Source organism: Gordonia iterans (genome assembly GCF_002993285.1).
GTDB classification, from domain to species: domain Bacteria; phylum Actinomycetota; class Actinomycetes; order Mycobacteriales; family Mycobacteriaceae; genus Gordonia; species Gordonia iterans.
This window is the reverse complement of the sequence record NZ_CP027433.1, coordinates 324,067-342,151: the sequence shown is the minus strand read 5'-3', so window position 1 is coordinate 342,151 and position 18,085 is coordinate 324,067. Positions and strand designations below refer to the sequence as shown.

General features: G+C 66.7%; 13 protein-coding genes and 2 pseudogenes. 8 read left to right on the top strand and 7 right to left on the bottom strand.

The window, feature by feature from the left end; genetic code table 11:
* Window positions 1–14: 14 nt before the first annotated feature.
* The 7 genes and pseudogenes from gyrA to dnaA form a co-directional block, all read right to left on the bottom strand.
* The gene (gene gyrA / locus C6V83_RS01530; protein ID WP_105940907.1) at window positions 15–2,519 is read right to left on the bottom strand and encodes a DNA gyrase subunit A; all 2,505 of its coding nucleotides are present in this window, start codon (window positions 2,517–2,519) and stop codon (window positions 15–17) included.
* A 283-nt stretch (window positions 2,520–2,802) separates the two neighbouring features.
* Window positions 2,803–4,851, bottom strand: coding sequence for a DNA topoisomerase (ATP-hydrolyzing) subunit B (gene gyrB / locus C6V83_RS01525; RefSeq protein WP_105940906.1), 2,049 nt, complete (start codon window positions 4,849–4,851; stop codon window positions 2,803–2,805).
* A 171-nt stretch (window positions 4,852–5,022) separates the two neighbouring features.
* Window positions 5,023–5,559: a DUF721 family protein gene (locus C6V83_RS01520; RefSeq protein ID WP_105940905.1), complete on the bottom strand. Its 537-nt coding sequence runs from the start codon at window positions 5,557–5,559 to the stop codon at window positions 5,023–5,025.
* A 13-nt stretch (window positions 5,560–5,572) separates the two neighbouring features.
* Window positions 5,573–6,790: a DNA replication/repair protein RecF gene (gene recF / locus C6V83_RS01515; protein ID WP_105940904.1), complete on the bottom strand. Its 1,218-nt coding sequence runs from the start codon at window positions 6,788–6,790 to the stop codon at window positions 5,573–5,575.
* 10 nt (window positions 6,791–6,800) lie between these two features.
* Window positions 6,801–7,736, bottom strand: a pseudogene (gene gnd / locus C6V83_RS01510) (phosphogluconate dehydrogenase (NAD(+)-dependent, decarboxylating)); the annotation flags it as partial.
* A 25-nt stretch (window positions 7,737–7,761) separates the two neighbouring features.
* Window positions 7,762–8,964, bottom strand: a complete 1,203-nt coding sequence (dnaN, locus tag C6V83_RS01505; protein ID WP_105940902.1) for a DNA polymerase III subunit beta — start codon at window positions 8,962–8,964, stop codon at window positions 7,762–7,764.
* 539 nt (window positions 8,965–9,503) lie between these two features.
* On the bottom strand, window positions 9,504–10,985 hold the full coding sequence (dnaA, locus tag C6V83_RS01500) for a chromosomal replication initiator protein DnaA (RefSeq protein WP_105940901.1): 1,482 nt from the start codon (window positions 10,983–10,985) through the stop codon (window positions 9,504–9,506).
* A gap of 419 nt (window positions 10,986–11,404) precedes the next feature.
* Between dnaA and rpmH the strand changes: the two genes are divergently transcribed.
* From rpmH to C6V83_RS01460, 8 genes and pseudogenes are all read left to right on the top strand, one after another.
* Entirely contained in the window at window positions 11,405–11,548 is a 144-nt protein-coding gene (rpmH, locus tag C6V83_RS01495) for a 50S ribosomal protein L34 (protein ID WP_005940460.1), read from the top strand.
* Window positions 11,549–11,576: 28 nt separating this feature from the next.
* Complete coding sequence (gene rnpA / locus C6V83_RS01490; protein ID WP_105940900.1) at window positions 11,577–12,020, top strand: ribonuclease P protein component; 444 nt, start codon at window positions 11,577–11,579, stop codon at window positions 12,018–12,020.
* Entirely contained in the window at window positions 12,020–12,346 is a 327-nt protein-coding gene (yidD, locus tag C6V83_RS01485) for a membrane protein insertion efficiency factor YidD (RefSeq protein ID WP_105940899.1), read from the top strand. The genes rnpA and yidD overlap by 1 nt, the downstream gene beginning before the upstream one ends.
* Window positions 12,347–12,349: 3 nt before the next feature.
* A pseudogene (gene yidC / locus C6V83_RS01480) lies at window positions 12,350–13,267 on the top strand (membrane protein insertase YidC); the annotation flags it as partial.
* A gap of 1,106 nt (window positions 13,268–14,373) precedes the next feature.
* Window positions 14,374–14,937, top strand: coding sequence for a Jag family protein (locus C6V83_RS01475; protein WP_234354024.1), 564 nt, complete (start codon window positions 14,374–14,376; stop codon window positions 14,935–14,937).
* Window positions 14,938–15,154: 217 nt separating this feature from the next.
* Complete coding sequence (gene rsmG / locus C6V83_RS01470; protein ID WP_105940897.1) at window positions 15,155–15,868, top strand: 16S rRNA (guanine(527)-N(7))-methyltransferase RsmG; 714 nt, start codon at window positions 15,155–15,157, stop codon at window positions 15,866–15,868.
* A gap of 75 nt (window positions 15,869–15,943) precedes the next feature.
* Window positions 15,944–16,939, top strand: coding sequence for a ParA family protein (locus C6V83_RS01465; RefSeq protein WP_234354023.1), 996 nt, complete (start codon window positions 15,944–15,946; stop codon window positions 16,937–16,939).
* Window positions 16,936–17,991, top strand: coding sequence for a ParB/RepB/Spo0J family partition protein (locus C6V83_RS01460; protein ID WP_105940896.1), 1,056 nt, complete (start codon window positions 16,936–16,938; stop codon window positions 17,989–17,991). The genes C6V83_RS01465 and C6V83_RS01460 overlap by 4 nt, the downstream gene beginning before the upstream one ends.
* Window positions 17,992–18,085 lie beyond the last annotated feature (94 nt).

Below are 18,085 nucleotides of genomic sequence, written 5' to 3'. Positions count from 1 at the left end.
TGCGCACGCGCCGATTACTCGCCCGACGCTTCGGTCGGGTCCGGCTCGTCGGCGTTGCGGGCGATCGCCAGGAGGCTGTCGCCGTCGCCCAGATTCATCAGGCGCACGCCCTTGGTCTGGCGTCCGGCCTTGCGGACCTGCTTGGCCAGTGTGCGGATCACGCCGCCGCCGGAGGTGATGGCGTACACCTCGCTGTCGAGGTCGACGATGATCGCACCCACCAGCTCCCCGCGCTTGGGGTCGTACTGGATGGTGAGCACGCCCTTTCCGCCGCGGCCCTGCGCGGCGTACTCCTCGATGTCGGTGCGCTTGGCGTAACCGCCCGAGGTGGCCACCAGCAGGAACGTGTCGTCCTGCACGACGTTGAGCGAGAGCAGCTCGTCGTCGCTGTTGAACCGCATGCCTTGCACGCCGGAGGTCTGCCGGCCCATCGGGCGCAGCGTCTCGTCGTCGGCGTGGAAACGGATCGACTGCCCCTTCTTGGAGACCAGGAGCAGATCGTCGTCCGGTCCGCACAGCTGCGCGCCGACCAGTTCGTCGTCGCCGCGCAGGTTGATCGCGGCGATGCCACCGGACCGATTCGAGTCGAACGCGTCCAGGGCCGACTTCTTGACCAGGCCGTTCCGGGTGGCGAGCACCAGGTACGGCGCGTCGTCGTAGCCGCTGATCCGGATCACCTGGGCGATCTTCTCCTCGGGCTGGAAGGCCAGGAGGTTGGCGACGTGCTGTCCGCGCGCGGTGCGGTTGGCTTCGGGCAGCTCGTACGCCTTGGCCCGGTAGACCCGACCCTTGGTGGTGAAGAACAGCAGCCAGTCGTGCGTGCTGGTGACGAAGAAGTGGGCGACGATGTCGTCCTGCTTCAGACCGGCGCCCTGCACACCCTTGCCGCCGCGCTTCTGGCTGCGGTAGAGGTCGGTCTTGGTGCGCTTGGCGTAGCCGGTCTCGGTGATCGTGACGACCACGTCCTCGCGCGCGATGAGATCCTCGTCGTTCACGTCGCCCTCGGCCGCGATGATGCGGGTGCGGCGCTCGTCGCCGTACTTCTCGACGACCTCTTTGAGCTCGTCGCGCACGATCGCGCGCTGGCGCTCGGGCCGCTCGAGGATGTCCTTCAGGTCGGCGATCTCGCGCTCGATCTCGGCGAGCTCGTCGACGATCTTCTGGCGCTCCAGGGCGGCCAGACGACGCAGCTGCATCGCGAGGATGGCGTCGGCCTGGATCTCGTCGACGTCGAGCAGCTCCATCAAGCCGCTGCGGGCGATGTCGACGGTCGCCGACGCGCGGATCAGGGCGATGACCTCGTCGAGAGCATCGAGAGCCTTCACCAGGCCGCGCAAGATGTGGGCGCGTTCCTCCGCCTTGCGCAGGCGGTACCGGGTCCGTCGCACGATCACGTCGATCTGATGCGCGACATAGAAGCGGATCATCTGGTCCAGCCGCAGGGTGCGCGGTACGCCGTCGACGATGGACAGCATGTTGGCGCCGAAGTTGGTCTGCAGCTGCGTGTGCTTGTAGAGGTTGTTCAGAACCACCTTGGCGACCGCATCGCGGCGCAGGGTGATGGCGATCTTCAAGCCGACGCGGTCCGACGAGAGGTCGTCGATCTTGCTGATGCCCTTGAGCTTGCCGTCGTTGAGCTGGTCGCCGATCGACTGGATCAGGTTGTCGACGTTCACCTGGTACGGCAGTTCGGTGACGATCAGCTGTGTGGTGCCCTTGTTCTCCTCGATCTCGACGACCGAGCGCATCCGGATGCTGCCGCGCCCGGTCATGTACGCATCCTTGATCCCCTGACCGCCGACGATCAGGCCCGCCGTCGGGAAGTCCGGTCCCTTGACCGCTTCCATGCAGGCCGCGAGAGTGGTCTCGTCGTCGGCATCCGGATTCTCCAGCGCCCAGAAGACGGCGTCGGCCACCTCGTTCAGGTTGTGCGGCGGGATGTTGGTGGCCATGCCGACCGCGATACCGCCGGAGCCGTTGATCAGCAGATTCGGGATGCGCGACGGCAGCACCGTCGGCTCCTCGGTCTTGCCGTCGTAGTTCGGGACGAAGTCGACGGTCTCCTCGGTGATGTCCCGCAGCATCTCCATCGCCAGCGGGGTGAGCCGCGCCTCGGTGTAGCGCATGGCCGCGGCGCCGTCGTTGCCGCGCGAACCGAAGTTTCCCTGACCGTCGATCAGCGGGTAACGCATCGACCACGGCTGCGCCAGACGCACCAGGGCGTCGTAGATCGAGCTGTCGCCGTGCGGATGATAGTTGCCCATGGTCTCCGAGACCGGGCGCGCAGACTTCACGTAGCTGCGGTCCGGGCGGAAACCGGCGTCATAGGACGCGTACAGCAGCCGGCGATGCACCGGCTTGAGGCCGTCGCGGACCTCCGGCAGGGCGCGGCCCACGATCACGCTCATGGCGTAATCGATGTAGCTGTTCTGCATCTCCTGGCCGAGGTCCACGGGCTCGATGCGGTCACTCGTCGCACCGGAGGAATCGGGACCCTGGGCGGTGGTGTCGTCGGTCATCGGGTTCCTTCTGTCTTTGTTTCGGGTCGCTCTGTAGTGGTTTCGACTCGCTGCGCTCGCTCAACCATCGAGGAGGCCGCACGTTCGACCGCCGAGGAGGCCGGACGCTCGCGCGTCGAGGAGGCCGTACGCTCGCGCGTCGAGGAGGCCGCACGCTCGCGCGTCGATGTCTCGTGCGCTCGGCTCACCATCGATGGCACGGTGGCTTCGACTCGCTCCGCTCGCTCGACCATCGGGCGGGCGGCTCGCTCGACCGTCGAGCAGGTGTCTGCGGACGGACGCATCAGACGTCCAGGAAGCGGACGTCCTTGGCGTTGCGGGCGATGAAACCGCGACGGGCCGCGACGTCCTCCCCCATCAGGATGGAGAACAGCTCGTCCGCGGCGGCGGCGTCGTCCAGGGTCACCTTCTTGAGGATCCGGGTCTCCGGATTCATGGTGGTCTCCCACAGCTCGCTGGCGTTCATCTCGCCGAGACCCTTGTAGCGCTGGATGCCGTCGTCCTTGTTGATCTTCTTGCCGGCGGCCAGACCGGCCTCGAGCATCGCGTCCCGCTCGCGGTCGCTGTAGGCGTACTCCGGCTCGGCGCCCTTCTGCCACTTGAGCTTGTACAGCGGCGGCTGCGCCAGATACACGTGACCGTGCTCGATCAGCGGACGCATGAAGCGGAACAGGAGCGTCAGCAGAAGCGTCGCGATGTGCTGACCGTCGACGTCGGCGTCGGCCATCAGCACGATCTTGTGGTAGCGCAACTTGGCGAGGTCGAACTCGTCGTGGATGCCGGTACCGAACGCGGTGATGATCGACTGCACCTCCGCGTTCTTCAGCACGCGGTCGATCCGGGCCTTCTCGACGTTGATGATCTTGCCGCGGATCGGCAGGATCGCCTGGTACATCGAGTCGCGGCCGGACTTGGCCGAGCCGCCGGCCGAGTCGCCCTCCACGATGTAGACCTCGCACTTGGCCGGATCGTTGCTGCGGCAGTCGGCGAGCTTGCCGGGCAGACCGCCGATGTCGGTGGCGGTCTTGCGGCGGACCAGCTCGCGGGCGCGTCGAGCGGCCATCCGCGCCTGCGCCGAATCGGCGGCCTTGCGGACGATGATCTTGGCCTCGGCCGGGTTGGCCTCGAACCAGTGTCCGAGGTGTTCGTTGCAGGTGCGCTGGACGAAGCCCTTGACCTCGGTGTTGCCGAGCTTGGTCTTGGTCTGGCCCTCGAACTGCGGATCGGCGACCTTCACCGAAATGACGGCGGCGAGTCCCTCGCGGATGTCGTCGCCGGTCAGCTTGCCGTCCTTCTCCTTGATCAGCTTCTTGTCCAGCGCGTACTTGTTGACCGTGCTGGTCAGCGCGGCGCGGAAACCTTCCTCGTGGGTGCCGCCCTCGTGCGTGTTGATGGTGTTGGCGAAGGTGTGCACCGACTCGGAGTAGCCGTTGTTCCACTGCATCGCGATCTCCACCTCGTGTCCCTCGCCCTTGGCGGCGAAGTCGATCACGGTGTTGTGGATCGGATGCTTGGTGCGGTTGAGGTGCCGGACGAAGTCGACCAGGCCCTCCGGGTAGTGGTACACCCGCGAGCGCACCTTGGCCAGCTCGGAGGCCTTCTCCTCTTCCGACTTGAGGCTGGCGTCGCCGCCTTCTCCCTCGACCTCTGCCTCGGCCTCGTTCTCGGTGAGCCGCTCGTCCGTCAGAGTGATGGTCAGGCCCTTGTTGAGGAAGGCCATCTCTTGCAGGCGCCGGGCGATGGTCTCGGCGTTGAAGGTGGTGGTCTCGAAGATCTTGCCGTCCGGCCAGAAGCGCACGGTGGTGCCGGTCGTGGTGCTGTCGCCGATCGTGGTCAGCGTGTTCGGCTTGGCGTAGTCGTACGCTTGGGTCCAGACGTGGCCGTCGCGCTGGATCTCCAGTTCCACCTTGGTCGAGAGCGCGTTGACCACGGAGATGCCGACGCCGTGCAGGCCGCCGGACACCGCATACGAATCGGAGTCGAACTTCCCGCCGGCGTGCAGCTGCGTCATGATCACTTCGACGGCGGGGACGCCGGAGGCGTGCATGCCGACCGGCATGCCGCGCCCGTCGTCGACCACCTGGACACCGCCGTCGGCGAGGATCGTCACGTCGACGCGGGTGGCGTGACCCGCCATCGCCTCGTCGACCGAGTTGTCCACGACTTCCCAGATCAGGTGGTGCAGACCACGCTCACCGGTGGAGCCGATGTACATGCCCGGGCGCTTGCGGACCGCCTCCAGGCCTTCCAGGATGCTGATGGAGTCGGCGCCGTATTCACCCGACGTGGACTTCTTGGGCTTCTTCGACTCGGAACTACTGGTGTCGGCCACGGATGCGTCCGCTCCTTCTCTATAGAGAACAGTTACCCGTCAGTGTACTTCGAAGTCGTTCAGACGTGTGCAGCGCCATGCCCTGAAACGCCCACAGATGGGCGAATCGAGTCCCCCATGGGTCCGGTTGTATCCGACGGGAATTCAGCCGCCCCTCGTGGCTGTCAGACTTCAGCCGTAAGTGTCGCGCGGACCGCGGCCGGAAACATGGAGCGGGCCCTTGCGCCACGACGGCGCCGACGGCCCGGTGATGCGAAGGCTCTTGACCACGCCGTCGCCGACCGCCGCCGCGATCTTCGCGAGGATCTGCGGCTGCATGTAACGGAGCTGGGTGGCCCACGCGGTCGACTCGGCGCGGACGTGCAGCACGCCGTCGTTCAGCGCGGAGGGTTCGGCATGCGCGGCGATCTCCGGGCCGACGATGGCCGGCCACGAACCGAAGACCGCGCCTTCGCTGATCTTCGGCGACCACCCGCGGGTGCGCGCGAGAGAACCGACCAGCCGGCCGAACGGCTGCGGGTCACGGCCGTCCGGCCCGGCGCCGGACCAGGTACGACGCCGACGGTCACCGGTCCGGCGCGGACTGGCGACCGGTCCGGACCGCCCGCGGCCGACCTGCTTGCCGGCCGCCTGCGCCTGCGCGCGCGCCTCCTCGAGGGCGCGCCTGGCGACGTCGTATCCCGGACTGTGCCCGGCGTCGTCGTTCATCACTGCTCTCCCTTCACCGATTGTCGTCAGTCGGGCCGGATCCCTCGGACCCGATCGGTTCGTCGCCGATGATCTGCGATCTCCTGCGACCATCCTCCTGGTCCACTCCGACAGAAACGCGCCGCCCGGCCAGCACGCCCGGAATGTCCTCCCCCACCGCTGCGGTGATGAGGAGTTGTTCGGCGGAGCCGGTGTACGCCGCCAGCTTCTCGCGCCGCGCCGCGTCGAGTTCGGCGAAGACGTCGTCGAGCATGATGACCGGCTCCACCCCGTCCGCACGCAGCAGATCGACGCAGGCCAGGCGCAGCGACAGTGCCATCGACCACGATTCACCGTGGCTCGCGAAGCCCTTGGCCGGCTCGTCGCCCAGGCTGAGCAGCAGATCGTCGCGGTGCGGCCCGATCAGGCACAGACCCCGGTCGATCTCTTTGGAACGAACCTCGCGCAGCCGGGCAGCGAGCACCTCGCGGATCTCGTCGACCGCCGCCGGGCCTCCCCACGACGCGTCCACTTCGGGCCCGGCTGCCGCCCGATAGCTGATCCTCGCCGGACGCGAATGCGGAGCGATCGACGAATAGGCTTGTGTGACAAGCGGATTCAACTCACGAATGACGGCGAGGCGATCCGCGGTGACCTCGGCGCCGAACTGCGCGAGCTGCTCGTCCCACACGTCGAGCGTGCTCATCACGGAGTCGGCCTCCGACGACGAGCGACGCATCGCGGCGCCCGCGGTCTTGAGCAGCGCGGACCGCTGACGCAGCACCCGGTCGTAGTCGGCGCGCGAACCCGCCGCGATCGGACGCAGCTGCACGACGATCTCGTCCAGGAATCGTCGACGCTCGGCGGGGTCGCCGCGGACCAGCGCCAGGTCCTCCGGCGCGAACAGGACGGCCCGCAGAATGCCGAGGATCTCCCGCGGACGCCGCACCGGAGCGGTGTTGACCGTGGCCTTGTTCGACCCCTGCGCGGCGATGGTCAATTCCACAGTGAGCTCACGGCCGTCGTTCTCCACCGTCGACCGGACGGTCGCGGCCCCGGCCCCGGTGCGCACCAGCGGCGCGTCGGCGGACACCCGATGCGAACGGAGAGTCGCGAGGTAGAAAAGCGACTCGAGGAGGTTGGTCTTGCCGAATCCGTTGCGCCCCACAAAGATCGTCGGTTCGGGACGGAGGTCGATCTCCATCCGATCCCACGATCGGTAGTCGCTCAGTGCCAACGCGCGGACGAACACCGGGCAGCGATCATTCCCTGGGTGCGGCGGTCTCGCCGACCGTACGACCCTGCTGGTCGACCATCGCGTGACCGCCGAACTGATTCCGGAGTGCCGACACGGCTTTCAGCGCCGGCGAACTCTCCTGGCGCGACCCGAAGCGGGCGAACAGCGCCGCCGAGATCACATGCAACGGGACCGCATGGCGCACACCCTCTTCGACAGTCCACCGACCCTCACCGGAGTCGGTCGTGTAATCGGAGATCTCGGCCAGCTCGGGATCCTCCTCGAGGGCACGAACGAGCAGATCGAGCAGCCACGAACGCACGACGGTGCCCTGCGTCCACGCCTTGAGCGTGCCGGTCACGTCCTGGATCAACGGTTCCGCCTGCAGCAGTTCGTACCCTTCGGCATAGGCCTGCATGAGCCCGTACTCGATACCGTTGTGCACCATCTTCGCGTAGTGCCCCGCTCCGACCGGACCGACGTGGACGAAGCCGTTCTCCCGCGGCCCCGCCGGGCGCAGCGCATCGAAGACCGGCATCACCTTCGCCACATCGTCGTCGGCACCGCCGACCATCAGGGCGTAGCCGTTCTCCAGGCCCCAGACCCCACCGGACACACCGCAGTCGACATAACCGATTCCTTTGGCGCCCAACAGATCTGCGTTCGGTCGATCATCGGTGAACCGCGAGTTTCCGCCGTCGACCACGACGTCGCCCTTGGCGAGCAGGCCGGCCAGTTCGACGACGCTGTGCCGGGTGGGATCACCGTGCGGAACCATCAGCCACACCACCCGCGGACCCTCGAGCCGCGCGACGAGTTCGGCAAGGCTCGCCACGTCGCTCAGCTCGGAACGCGGGTCGTACCCGACCACCTCGTGACCGGCGGCCGCGATGCGGGTCCGCATGTTGGCGCCCATCTTGCCCAGACCGACAAGTCCCAGTTGCATGTGCCGATTCCTCTCGAAAGACGCCTGCCCGCGCCGGTGCTCAACCCGGCAGTCGCACCGGCATCAGGAGATAGCTGAACTCACTCTGCGGAGCCAGGAAGCTTCCCGACTCGTCGGCGGCCGGTTCGTCCTCGGAAGCCGGTCGCAGCACCGCAGGCCGGATCGCGGCACGGCGCTCGCCCGAGCCGTCCGGTTCTGGATTAGTGAAGCCGAACTGCACGCGCGGTGCGCCGATCGCGGCCAGGCCGTCGAGCAGGTAGGTCGGATTGAAGGCGATGAGGATCGGCTCGCCGTAGAACTGCACATCCAGGGACTCCTCGGCCTTGCCGGCCTCGTCGCCGCCGGCGGTGAGCAGCACCGAGTCGTGTCCGAAGTCCATGCGGATCTGCGCTCCGCGCTCGGCCACCAGCGATACGCGCTTGATCGCCTCGATCAGCGCCGCACTCTCGACGGCCGCAACCGATGTGTGGCTGGCCGGGAAGAGCTGGCGGAACTTCGGGAACTCCGCGTCGAGCAGGCGCGTCGTGGTCTTCTTCGGTCCGGAGGTGATGCCCAGGATGCCGTCGGCGCCGATCGCCTGGCCCGACCCGAAGGCGAGTTCCACCGAACCGGCGTGGTCGGCGCCCGCCGACTTGGCGGCATCCGAGAGCGTCTTGGCCGGTACGAGCGCTGCGCCCGTCGCGGCGCTGTCGCGCGGCATCCAGTCGAGTTCTCGGACAGCGAGCCGGAAACGGTCGGTGGCAGCCAGGACGATGCGATCCCCGTCGATCTCCACCCGGACGCCGGTCAGCATCGGCAGGGTGTCGTCGCGGCCGGCGGCCACGGCGACCTGCGAAACCGCTTCGGCGAACAGACCGCCGGGCACGGTTCCGGTCTCCTCGGGGACGTCGGGCAGATCCGGGTAGTCCTCGACGGGCATCGTCGGCAGCGAGAACTTGGAGCTGCCGCACGCGATCGCCACGCGAGCGCCGTCGATGGTCACGTCGACGGGCTTGTTGGGCAGCGCACGAGTGATGTCGGCCAGCAGTTTGCCCGAGACCAGCACCGTGCCGCCTTCGGCGACCTCGGCCGAGATGGTCTCAGTGGCCGAGACCTCGTAGTCGAAACCGGCCACCTGCAGGCCCTGTTCGGTCGCGGTCAGCACCACGCAGCCGAGGACCGGAACGGGCGGGCGAGACGGCAGGCTGCGGGCGACCCAGGCGACGGCATCGGCGAATTCGTCGCGAACGACACGAAACTTCATCTGCGGTGTTGGCCCTTCTGGAACGTACACACTCCCGGTACGTGGCCACGTACCGGTCCGGCGGCTCTGCGAGAGTCGCCGTGTCCCACTCTAGAGCGCCCGCACCGGCTCCGTGGAAGCAGTGGCTCGATGCGGGCCGGACCGGAGGCCGATGCCTGGCTCGCGCCGCCGGCGACGCGGTTTCCCCAGCCTTACTCTTAAAAGAGTTTCTTCTAGAGAGAAATTCTTCTTAGTAATAAGTCCTGTGGATCCTGGGGAGAACCGGTGTCTGTGCAGGTCTCTCGTGCTCGAGCCCTGTGGAGCGTCGGTGGACTGCAGCGGTGGACAACTCGGCCGGCCTGTGGACACTGGGTCTCGTCCACACCTGTCCCCGCGTCGTCCACACCCGGACCCCCGGTTATCCGCACCTTGTCCACAGGCCCGCGGGGATCGTTCACCTGGCCTTTTCCCCGCCGTCGGCGGCAGGGCACGGATTCTTCGCACCGCCGATGCGACGCCGCAGAACTCTGCCGTAGTACTTGAGAGTCAGCCGTGGACGGTCAGCTGCGCGCGCGCTTTTTGATGCGCTCGGTCAGTTGCGAGACGTCGTTGTAGATGTCAGTACTGGTGCCGATCTTCTCGCTGATCTTCCGGTTGGCGTGGATCACGGTGGTGTGGTCGCGGTTGAACGCTTCGCCGATCTGCGGGAGCGAGAGGTCGGTGAGTTCCCGGCACAGATACATGGCGATCTGCCGGTACGTGACCAGCGGCGACTTGCGCCCGGTGCCGCGCAGATCGTCGACTGAGATGTTGTAGTAGTCGGCGGTGATCGCGATGATCCCGGCGGCGCTGATGTCGGCCGGGCCGGTGTCGGGGATGAGCGCCTTGAGCACCACTTCGGCCAGGGACCGGTCCAACTCGGTGTTCTGCAACGAGGCGAAGGCCGTCACGCGGATCAGGGCCCCCTCGAGCTCGCGGATGTTCCGCTCGATCCGCGAGGCGATCAACTCCAGGACGTCGTCGGGCACCTGGTCGAGCTTGTCCATCTGGGCCTTCTTACGCAGGATCGCGATGCGCGTCTCCAGGTCCGGCGGCTGGACATCGGTGATCAAGCCCCACTCGAACCGGGTCCGCAGACGGTCCTCCAGGGTCGCCAACTTGCTCGGCGGGCGGTCGGAGGAGACCACGATCTGCTTGTTGCTGTTGTGCAGCACGTTGAAGGTGTGGAAGAACTCCTCCTGGATGCCTTCCTTGCCCTCGAGGAACTGGATGTCGTCGACCAGCAGCATGTCGACCTCGCGGTACCGGCTCTTGAACGCCATCTGCCGGTCGTCGCGCAGCGAGTTGATGAAGTCGTTGGTGAACTCCTCGGTGGACACGTACTTCACCCGCATGCCCGGAAACAGCCGCTGTGCGTAGTGGCCGGCAGCATGCAGCAGATGCGTCTTGCCCAGGCCGGACTCGCCCCAGATGAACAGCGGGTTGTAGGCGCGGGCCGGGGCTTCGGCCACGGCGACGGCCGAGGCGTGAGCGAAGCGGTTCGAGGTGCCGATCACGAAGGTGTCGAAGGTGTACTTCGGATGCAGCGTCGTCGTGCTGTCGGCGGCCGGGGTGGCCGTGTGCTTGTCGTCGAAGTACGACGCCCAGTCGCGGGTCCCCTCGCTCCGAGCGGGTATCGCGTGTTCACCGGTGTTCACCCGTTCGACGTTCTGGGGAGGCGGTGCGGCGGTGACCGGGTCGGCGGCCGGTGCGGGCTCCTCCGGCGCCTCGGCGATACGGACGGCGATCTCCACAGGTTCGCCGAGATGCCGGCTGAGGGCGTTGCTGATGGTGTCCCGGAGATTGCGCTCGATCTGCTCCTGCACCAGTGCGGTGGGTGCGGTGAGCAGGGCGAATCCGGAGGTGATGGTCAACGGATGCACCAGCGAGAGCCACGCCTTCTGCTGGCGGGACAGCGGCGGCGAGTCCGGGGGCGCGGCGTCGGAGAGCTCGGCGACCACGCGGCTCCAGATCGCACTGAACGAGTCGTGCTCGTCGGCCACGCTGTCCTCCTTGTCCCCAATGACGTCCACAATGCCCGAACCCCGAGGGTGCCACGAACATGCACCTGACGACGAGCTGTCCACAATGTTATGCACACTTGTGGAAATATCGGCAGCCCGCTTCCAGTGCCGATTCGCCGGGCGAGGCGTGGCCTGGGGAGAAGCCCCGGGGCATGAGACGAAAGTGACTCGTGATCAGTGCTGTGACGACGGCGTCCGATGACGGCCGAAAATCGGCAGAATAGCGGACGACACCCCTGCGTTTGATTTGGACACGCGGGCTGAGTAGTCTCGAGCGGTCGCCCGCGCATGGGCTGAGCCCTGTCGGCATCGTCCGGTCACGGGCCCGAGTGGATCCTCTCCGCCGGCACCGTGCGGGCCTGCCAGACCACCGTTGTTCTCAAGATCGAGGAGTTCCCATGGCTAAGGGGAAGCGTACTTTCCAGCCCAACAACCGTCGTCGTGCTCGTGTGCACGGCTTCCGTCTGCGCATGCGGACCCGTGCCGGCCGCTCGATCGTTACCAGCCGCCGTCGCAAGGGCCGCGCCAAGCTCACCGCTTGAGCCGCTTCGAGTCCAGTCGGCCCGTTCGGTGACCGCTGACTCAACGCGCCTGCATCGCAAGGCCGACTTCACCCGCACGCTCGACAAGGGCGTGCGGGTTTCGGCGCGTGATCTGCAGATCTCGGTGGCGCCGTTACCTTCTCGGTGGCCGGATGCGTCCGGAGTGCGTCCGGACGTCGCATCGTTCGGCGGTCCGCGGCTGGGATTGATCGTCTCCAAGAAGGTCGGCAACGCAGTGGTTCGGCACACCGTCGCACGACGACTCCGGCACGCCTTCGCCGGGGCCGGCGAGGTCCTCGGTTCCGCCGATGTCTATGTGGTGGTCCGGGCCCGACCGGGCGCGGCGCGGTGTTCGGCGGACGACCTCGAGAGTCAGCTCCGTCGCGGCTTCGGGCACCCGAAGGTGACCGCCGCCTGCGCGGCGGCGTTCGACGGCGACCCGCTCCCGGGCCGAGCCGCGCCGGTGAACTGATGACTGCGCTGTACGCCTTTCCACGGCGAGCCCTGATCTTTGTGATCGAGTTGTACCGGACGTGGATATCGCCGACCCGGATGCCGACCTGCCGGTTCGAACCGAGTTGCAGCACCTATGCCGTGGAGGCGCTCGATCGCCACGGCTTCGTGGCGGGGTCGGCGTTGTCAGCCTGGCGCCTCCTGAAATGTGGACCGTGGCACAAGCCCGGTTACGACCCGGTTCCCGAACGGCTCTTCGGCCGCGGCGAATCGGATGACGAGACTTCCGTACCCAATGGCCCGCCCGCCGAGGGCGAGCGAGCAATGTCAGATAGGGGTTTGTGAGCCGTGCTCAACTTCATCTACTACCCGGTGTCCTGGATCATGTGGGTCTGGCACTGGCTGTTCGACAAGATCCTGCCGGACAGTCCGGGTGGTTCCGGCGTCGCGTGGGCGCTCTCCGTCGTCTTCCTGGTCTTCACCCTGCGGGCGATCCTGTACAAGCCCTTCGTCAAGCAGATCCGCACGACGAAGAAGATGCAGGAAATCAACCCGCAGATGCAGGCGATCCGCAAGAAGTACGCCAAGGATCGCGTCAAGATGACCGAGGAGATGCAGAAGCTCCAGAAGGAGCACGGCTTCAATCCGCTGCTCGGCTGCCTGCCGATGCTGCTGCAGATCCCGGTGTTCATCGGTCTCTTCCACGTCTTGCGTTCGTTCAACCGGATGGGCACCGGCATCGGACAGGAGGGCCTGTCGGTCGAGGAGACCCGGTCGCTGGGCAACTACGCGTTCAGTCCGGAGCTGGTTCAGAACTTCCTTGACGCCCGGCTCTTCGGCGTACCGCTGTCGGCATTCATCACGCAGCCCGAGACCGAGTTCTGGGCGTTCATGCAGCCCGGCGCCACGGAGATTGACTTCACTCGTTGGCAGATCGCCGCGCTGGTGGTGCCGCTGATGATCGTGGCCTCGATCGCGACGCACATGAACTCCCGCGCTTCGGTCTCGCGACAGAGTCCGGAGGCGATGGAGAACCCCCAGACCCGCATCATGAACCGGCTGTCGCTGTACATCTTCCCGCTGGGCATCCTGGTGACCGGTCCGTTCTTCCCGGCCGCGATCCTGCTGTACTGGGTCAGCAACAACCTGTGGACCTACGGGCAGCAGCACATCGTGTTCGGGCGCATCGAGCGCGAGGAGGATCACGCGAAGGCCATTCGCGAAGAGAAGCGCAAGGCGGCCGCACCGCAGCCCGGTGAACGTCCGCTCCCGAAGAACTTCGAGCCGGGCAAGGCTATGAACCGCGGTTTCGCGGCTCTTGCCGAGGGACGCAACGGAGAGGCGATCGCGGAGTTCCGCAAGGTTGTCCGCTTCGGTCAGCGCAACTCGGAATGGAAGTACAAGGGTCGCAACGGTCCGGTGCAGGCCGCCGACGAACTGGTCCGGCTGCTCGACGATCCGGAACAGCGCGCCGCTCTCGCCTTCACGTGGACCGACACGGCCCGTGCAGATGCGACGGTGGAGGACGCCGATCCGGCGGCGCTCGATGCATATCTGACGTTGCGGCGACAGCAGCTGCTCGCCTGGCTGAACGACGGGCATGATGGTCGTCTCAACACCGTCATGCGTGAGGACAACCCGATCCTCACCGCCTACGAGACGGCGTGGGAGGCCGACCGCGAGAACGCGCCGGTCCCGGAGTTGGCTCGCGATCGTCGGGCGGACTGGGCACGGATGGTCGCGACGGCGATGTTCCGGAACGGAAAGTACGACGAGGCGCGGATCTACGCCCGTCAGGCCGCCGCGATCTACGAGAAGATCATCGACCAGGCCGAGCGCGCCGACGGCGCCGCGGCCGTCGACGTTCCGGGCTACCAGGCCGAGCTGGCTCACGTGAAGCTGATCGCGGCGGCGCCGTCGGACACCAGTTGGAAACAGCTCACGGTGGCGTCCGCGGAGAAGAGAACGCGTGAACTGGAAGGCCGGGAAGGTCTCGCACTGATCACCGACGGTCCCGACGACGTCGCGGGTGCGGCAGAGGCGTGGTATCAGACCGCCAGCGCGGCGCACGGCAAGAAGGTCCTCTCCCCCGGTGTGCAGAACCAGGTGCGCGAGGCCTCGAAGGCCTTGGCCGACACTGCAGTCGCCACGGCGGCACCGACGACGAGGACCGAAGCCGAGAAGCGTCCCGCCGGAACCGTGACCGAGAGGCCGGCGGTCAAGGATGAGGCCGCTGCGCCGGCGTCCGGCAAGAAGCAGGGCGGCAAGAAGCCCGGTGCCAAGAACCAGGCTCGCTCGAGCAAGAAGCGCCGCGGCGGTCGGTGATGACCGAACCCGGCCCGAACGTTGATGAAGTAAGTGAGGTATCGGAAATGACTGATCAGATCGCAGAATCCGAAGTGGTGGAGAGCGACGTTCTCGCTACCGAGGAAGGGTCCGACGAGGAGGTGCTCGTCGCGGTCGAGGACGAGACCGAGGACGCTCTCGTCGAGGAAGGCGAGATCGCAGGCGACTATTTGGAGCAGCTACTCGACGTCCTGGACTTCGACGGTGACATCGATCTGGATGTCGACGGCGATCGCGCGGTGGTGAGCATCGACGGCGGCGACGATCTGGATCAGCTCGTCGGTCGGCGCGGCGAGGTGCTCGATGCGCTCCAGGAGCTGACTCGGCTGGCGGTTCAACAGGTGACCGGCGAGCGGAGCCGCCTGATGCTCGACGTCGCTCGGTGGCGAGCGGATCGTCGGGAGCGGCTGGCGGCCCTCGGCACCGAGGTCGCTGAGCGCGTACGCGAGAGCGGTGAGCGCGAGTCGCTGGATCCGATGACTCCCTTCGAGCGCAAGATCGTGCACGACGCTGTCGCCGCGGTCGACGGTGTGTACAGCGAGAGCGAGGGCGCCGAGCCGAAGCGTCGTGTGGTGGTCCTCAAGGGCTGATCGCCAGTCGTCATGGAGAGAGTCCCGGCTTCGGCCGGGACTTTCTGCTTTCGCGACCGTGAATCACAAAGCTGTAGTTCGTAGCGCGGGAGCGGCGTCGGACGGTTGGGTTCCACGTGAAACGGAGCCGGACACAGCGGCAGCTGTTTCACGTGGAACACTGCCGGCGGCGCCGTCGGAGGGACATGACAGAGTGGACAAGAACAGAGGAGCGAGGGTGGACGAGACGACTACGCACGACAGCGAAGAGCGGCCCGCAGCTGCCGAACGCGTCTTCGGAGAGCGGCTGGCGCTGGCAGAGGGATATGTCGAGATTCTGAGCGATCAGGGCGTGCTGCGCGGACTCATCGGTCCAGGAGAGCCCAGTCGGCTGTGGTCGCGTCACGTGCTGAACAGTGCGGTCCTGGGTGAGGCGATCGAACAAGGGCAGCGCGTGGTGGACATCGGGAGCGGTGCCGGATTCCCGGGGATTCCTCTGGCCATTGCGCGCCCGGACCTCGAGGTGGTGCTCGTCGAGCCTCTGCTGCGCCGGACCACGTTCCTCGATGAGGTCGTGGACGGACTATCGTTGACTAATGTCTCCGTGGTGCGCGGTCGCGCCGAGGAGAAGTCCATCATCGAGCAGGCGGGGGGTGCCGATGTCGTCACCTCTCGCGCCGTCGCTCCCCTGGATCGGCTCGCCCGGTGGTCGGCTCCGTTGATCCGCGTCGGCGGCAGGCTGGTCGCTCTGAAGGGGCGATCCGCGCCGGACGAGATCGTCGAACACCGTGCGTCCGTCGCCCGTACGGGTCTCACCGATCTGAATGTTCGAGAGATCGGCGCCGGGCTGGTCGATCCACCCTCGATCCTGGTGATCGGAACGCGAGTCGAGACGGACGCGGATCGCCGCGCAGAGGTCCGCAACCGACGGCGACAGAAGAGGAAGAGCTGAACTGTGGTGTCGTTCAGGCGCAAGGCGCAGAATGTAGACGTCGACCAAAGGAGTGCCGGAGTGGCGAAGCATGACATGCCCGATCCGCGAGGTGGAGTTTCACGTGAAACGCCGCCGACCGTGAACCATTCGTTCGCGGACACCCCCATCGCAGCGGCGGCGGAACGAGCGAGTCAGGTCCTCACTCCGGGTGCGACGGGAACGCTCCCCCGTCCGCCGGCTCCGCGCATCATGACTGTGGCAAATCAGAAGGGCGGCGTCGGCAAGACCACCAGTGCGGTCAACCTCGCCGCTGGACTGGCGCTGCACGGATTGGGCGTGCTGGTGGTGGACCTCGATCCACAGGGCAATGCGAGCACCGCGTTGGGCATCGATCATCGCAAGCCCGGAATAGCCTCGGTCTACGAGATGCTCCTCGACGACGTGCCGCTCCGCGAGGCTATCCAGCGATCCCCCGCCAACGAGCGGCTCTACTGTGTGCCCTCGACGCTCGATCTCGCGGGTGCGGAGATCGAACTGGTGTCGGTAGTGGCGCGTGAGAGCCGGTTGCGGAGTGCTCTCGACCCGGCGACACTGGCGGAACTGGGTATCGACTACGTCCTGATCGACTGCCCGCCCTCCCTGGGGCTGCTTACGGTCAATGCGATGGTGGCGGCGAAGGAAGTCCTGATCCCGATTCAATGCGAGTACTACGCCCTTGAAGGCGTGGGCCAGCTGCTCCGCAACATCGACATGGTGAAGGCTCACCTCAACCGCGATCTCGACGTCACGACGATTCTTCTCACGATGTACGACGGCCGAACCAAGCTGGCGGACCAGGTCGCCGCCGAGGTGCGTTCGCACTTCGGCGACAAGGTCCTGTCGACGATCATTCCTCGTAGCGTCAAGGTCTCGGAGGCTCCGGGATACGGGATGACGATCATCGATTATGACCCCGGTTCACGTGGAGCCATGAGCTACATGGACGCCGCGCGTGAACTTGCGCAGCAAGTCGCAGGGCAGGGTGTGAACGGGCCGACTGTGAACGGGCCGACTGTGAACGTGCCGGGTGTGAAGGAGAGCAGCAAGTGAGTCAGCGTGACAACCGACGAGGCGGCCTCGGTCGAGGTCTGGCGGCCCTGATCCCGACCGGGCCGCCCGAGGAGCCGGCCGCGGAGGCTCCCGCCAAGGGCGGCCAGGGTATCAATACCACCCGCATGGGTTCTGCCGCTGCCGACGTCCTGCTCGGCAGCGGATCGCGCGCCGAAGCCCCAGCCACGGACACCACGGCCGCGACTCCCGGTGGCGCCTCCGTCGACGAGGTCGGCGCCGTGTACAGAGAGATCTCCCCCGCTGAGATCGAGCCGAACCCGCAACAGCCGCGCACGGTCTTCGACGAGGAGGCACTCGCTGAACTGGAGCACTCCATCCGGGAGTTCGGCCTCATGCAGCCGATCGTCGTCCGTGAGCTCTCCTCCCCCAAGGCTGACGGGATCCGCTATCAGCTCATCATGGGCGAGCGTCGTTGGCGTGCCAGCACCCGGGTGGGCCTCGAGGCGATTCCGGCGATCGTCCGGCAGACCAACGATGCCGACATGCTCCGGGACGCGCTGCTGGAGAACATCCATCGCGCTCAGCTGAACCCGCTCGAAGAGGCGGCTGCGTATCAGCAGCTCCTCGAGGAGTTCGACGTGACGCACGAGGAGCTGGCGAACCGACTCGGCCGCTCCCGCCCGGTGATCACCAATATGATTCGACTGCTGAAGCTCCCGATTCCGGTTCAGCGCCGGGTCGCAGCCGGTGTGCTGTCGGCAGGTCATGCGCGTGCCCTGCTGGCGCTCGAGGCGGGAAGTGAGGCGCAGGAGGCACTTGCCGCACGCATTGTCGCCGAGGGCATGTCGGTACGCGCGACGGAGGAGGCGGTGACTCTCGCGAACCACGAGGGCGTTCCGGATTCTCCGGCGCCAAGCAAGCGTCGGCCGCCGATGGTGATGCCGGGCCTACAGGACGTCGCGGATCGGCTGTCCGACCGACTCGATACCAAGGTGTCGGTGAGTTTGTCGAAGCGCAAGGGCAAGGTGGTGATCGAGTTCGGCTCCGTGGACGACCTCGAGCGCATCGTCGGGGTGATCGCCGAGAAGTAGCCGTTTTCACGGTGTGGAGACCCCTGACACGGGGTGGACCATGAAACGTCACTGTGACGGTGGGTTCTCGATGGGCGGCCGAGGATCCAGGGAA

Excerpts from the sequence above, each read along its gene's own strand:
- gyrA (WP_105940907.1), bottom strand. The coding sequence starts at position 2,519 with ATGACCGACGACACCACCGCCCAGGGTCCCGATTCCTCCGGTGCGACG.
- C6V83_RS01520 (WP_105940905.1), bottom strand. The coding sequence starts at position 5,559 with ATGAACGACGACGCCGGGCACAGTCCGGGATACGACGTCGCCAGGCGC.
- dnaN (WP_105940902.1), bottom strand. The coding sequence starts at position 8,964 with ATGAAGTTTCGTGTCGTTCGCGACGAATTCGCCGATGCCGTCGCCTGG.
- rpmH (WP_005940460.1), top strand. The coding sequence starts at position 11,405 with ATGGCTAAGGGGAAGCGTACTTTCCAGCCCAACAACCGTCGTCGTGCT.
- yidD (WP_105940899.1), top strand. The coding sequence starts at position 12,020 with ATGACTGCGCTGTACGCCTTTCCACGGCGAGCCCTGATCTTTGTGATC.
- C6V83_RS01475 (WP_234354024.1), top strand. The coding sequence starts at position 14,374 with ATGACTGATCAGATCGCAGAATCCGAAGTGGTGGAGAGCGACGTTCTC.
- C6V83_RS01465 (WP_234354023.1), top strand. The coding sequence starts at position 15,944 with ATGCCCGATCCGCGAGGTGGAGTTTCACGTGAAACGCCGCCGACCGTG.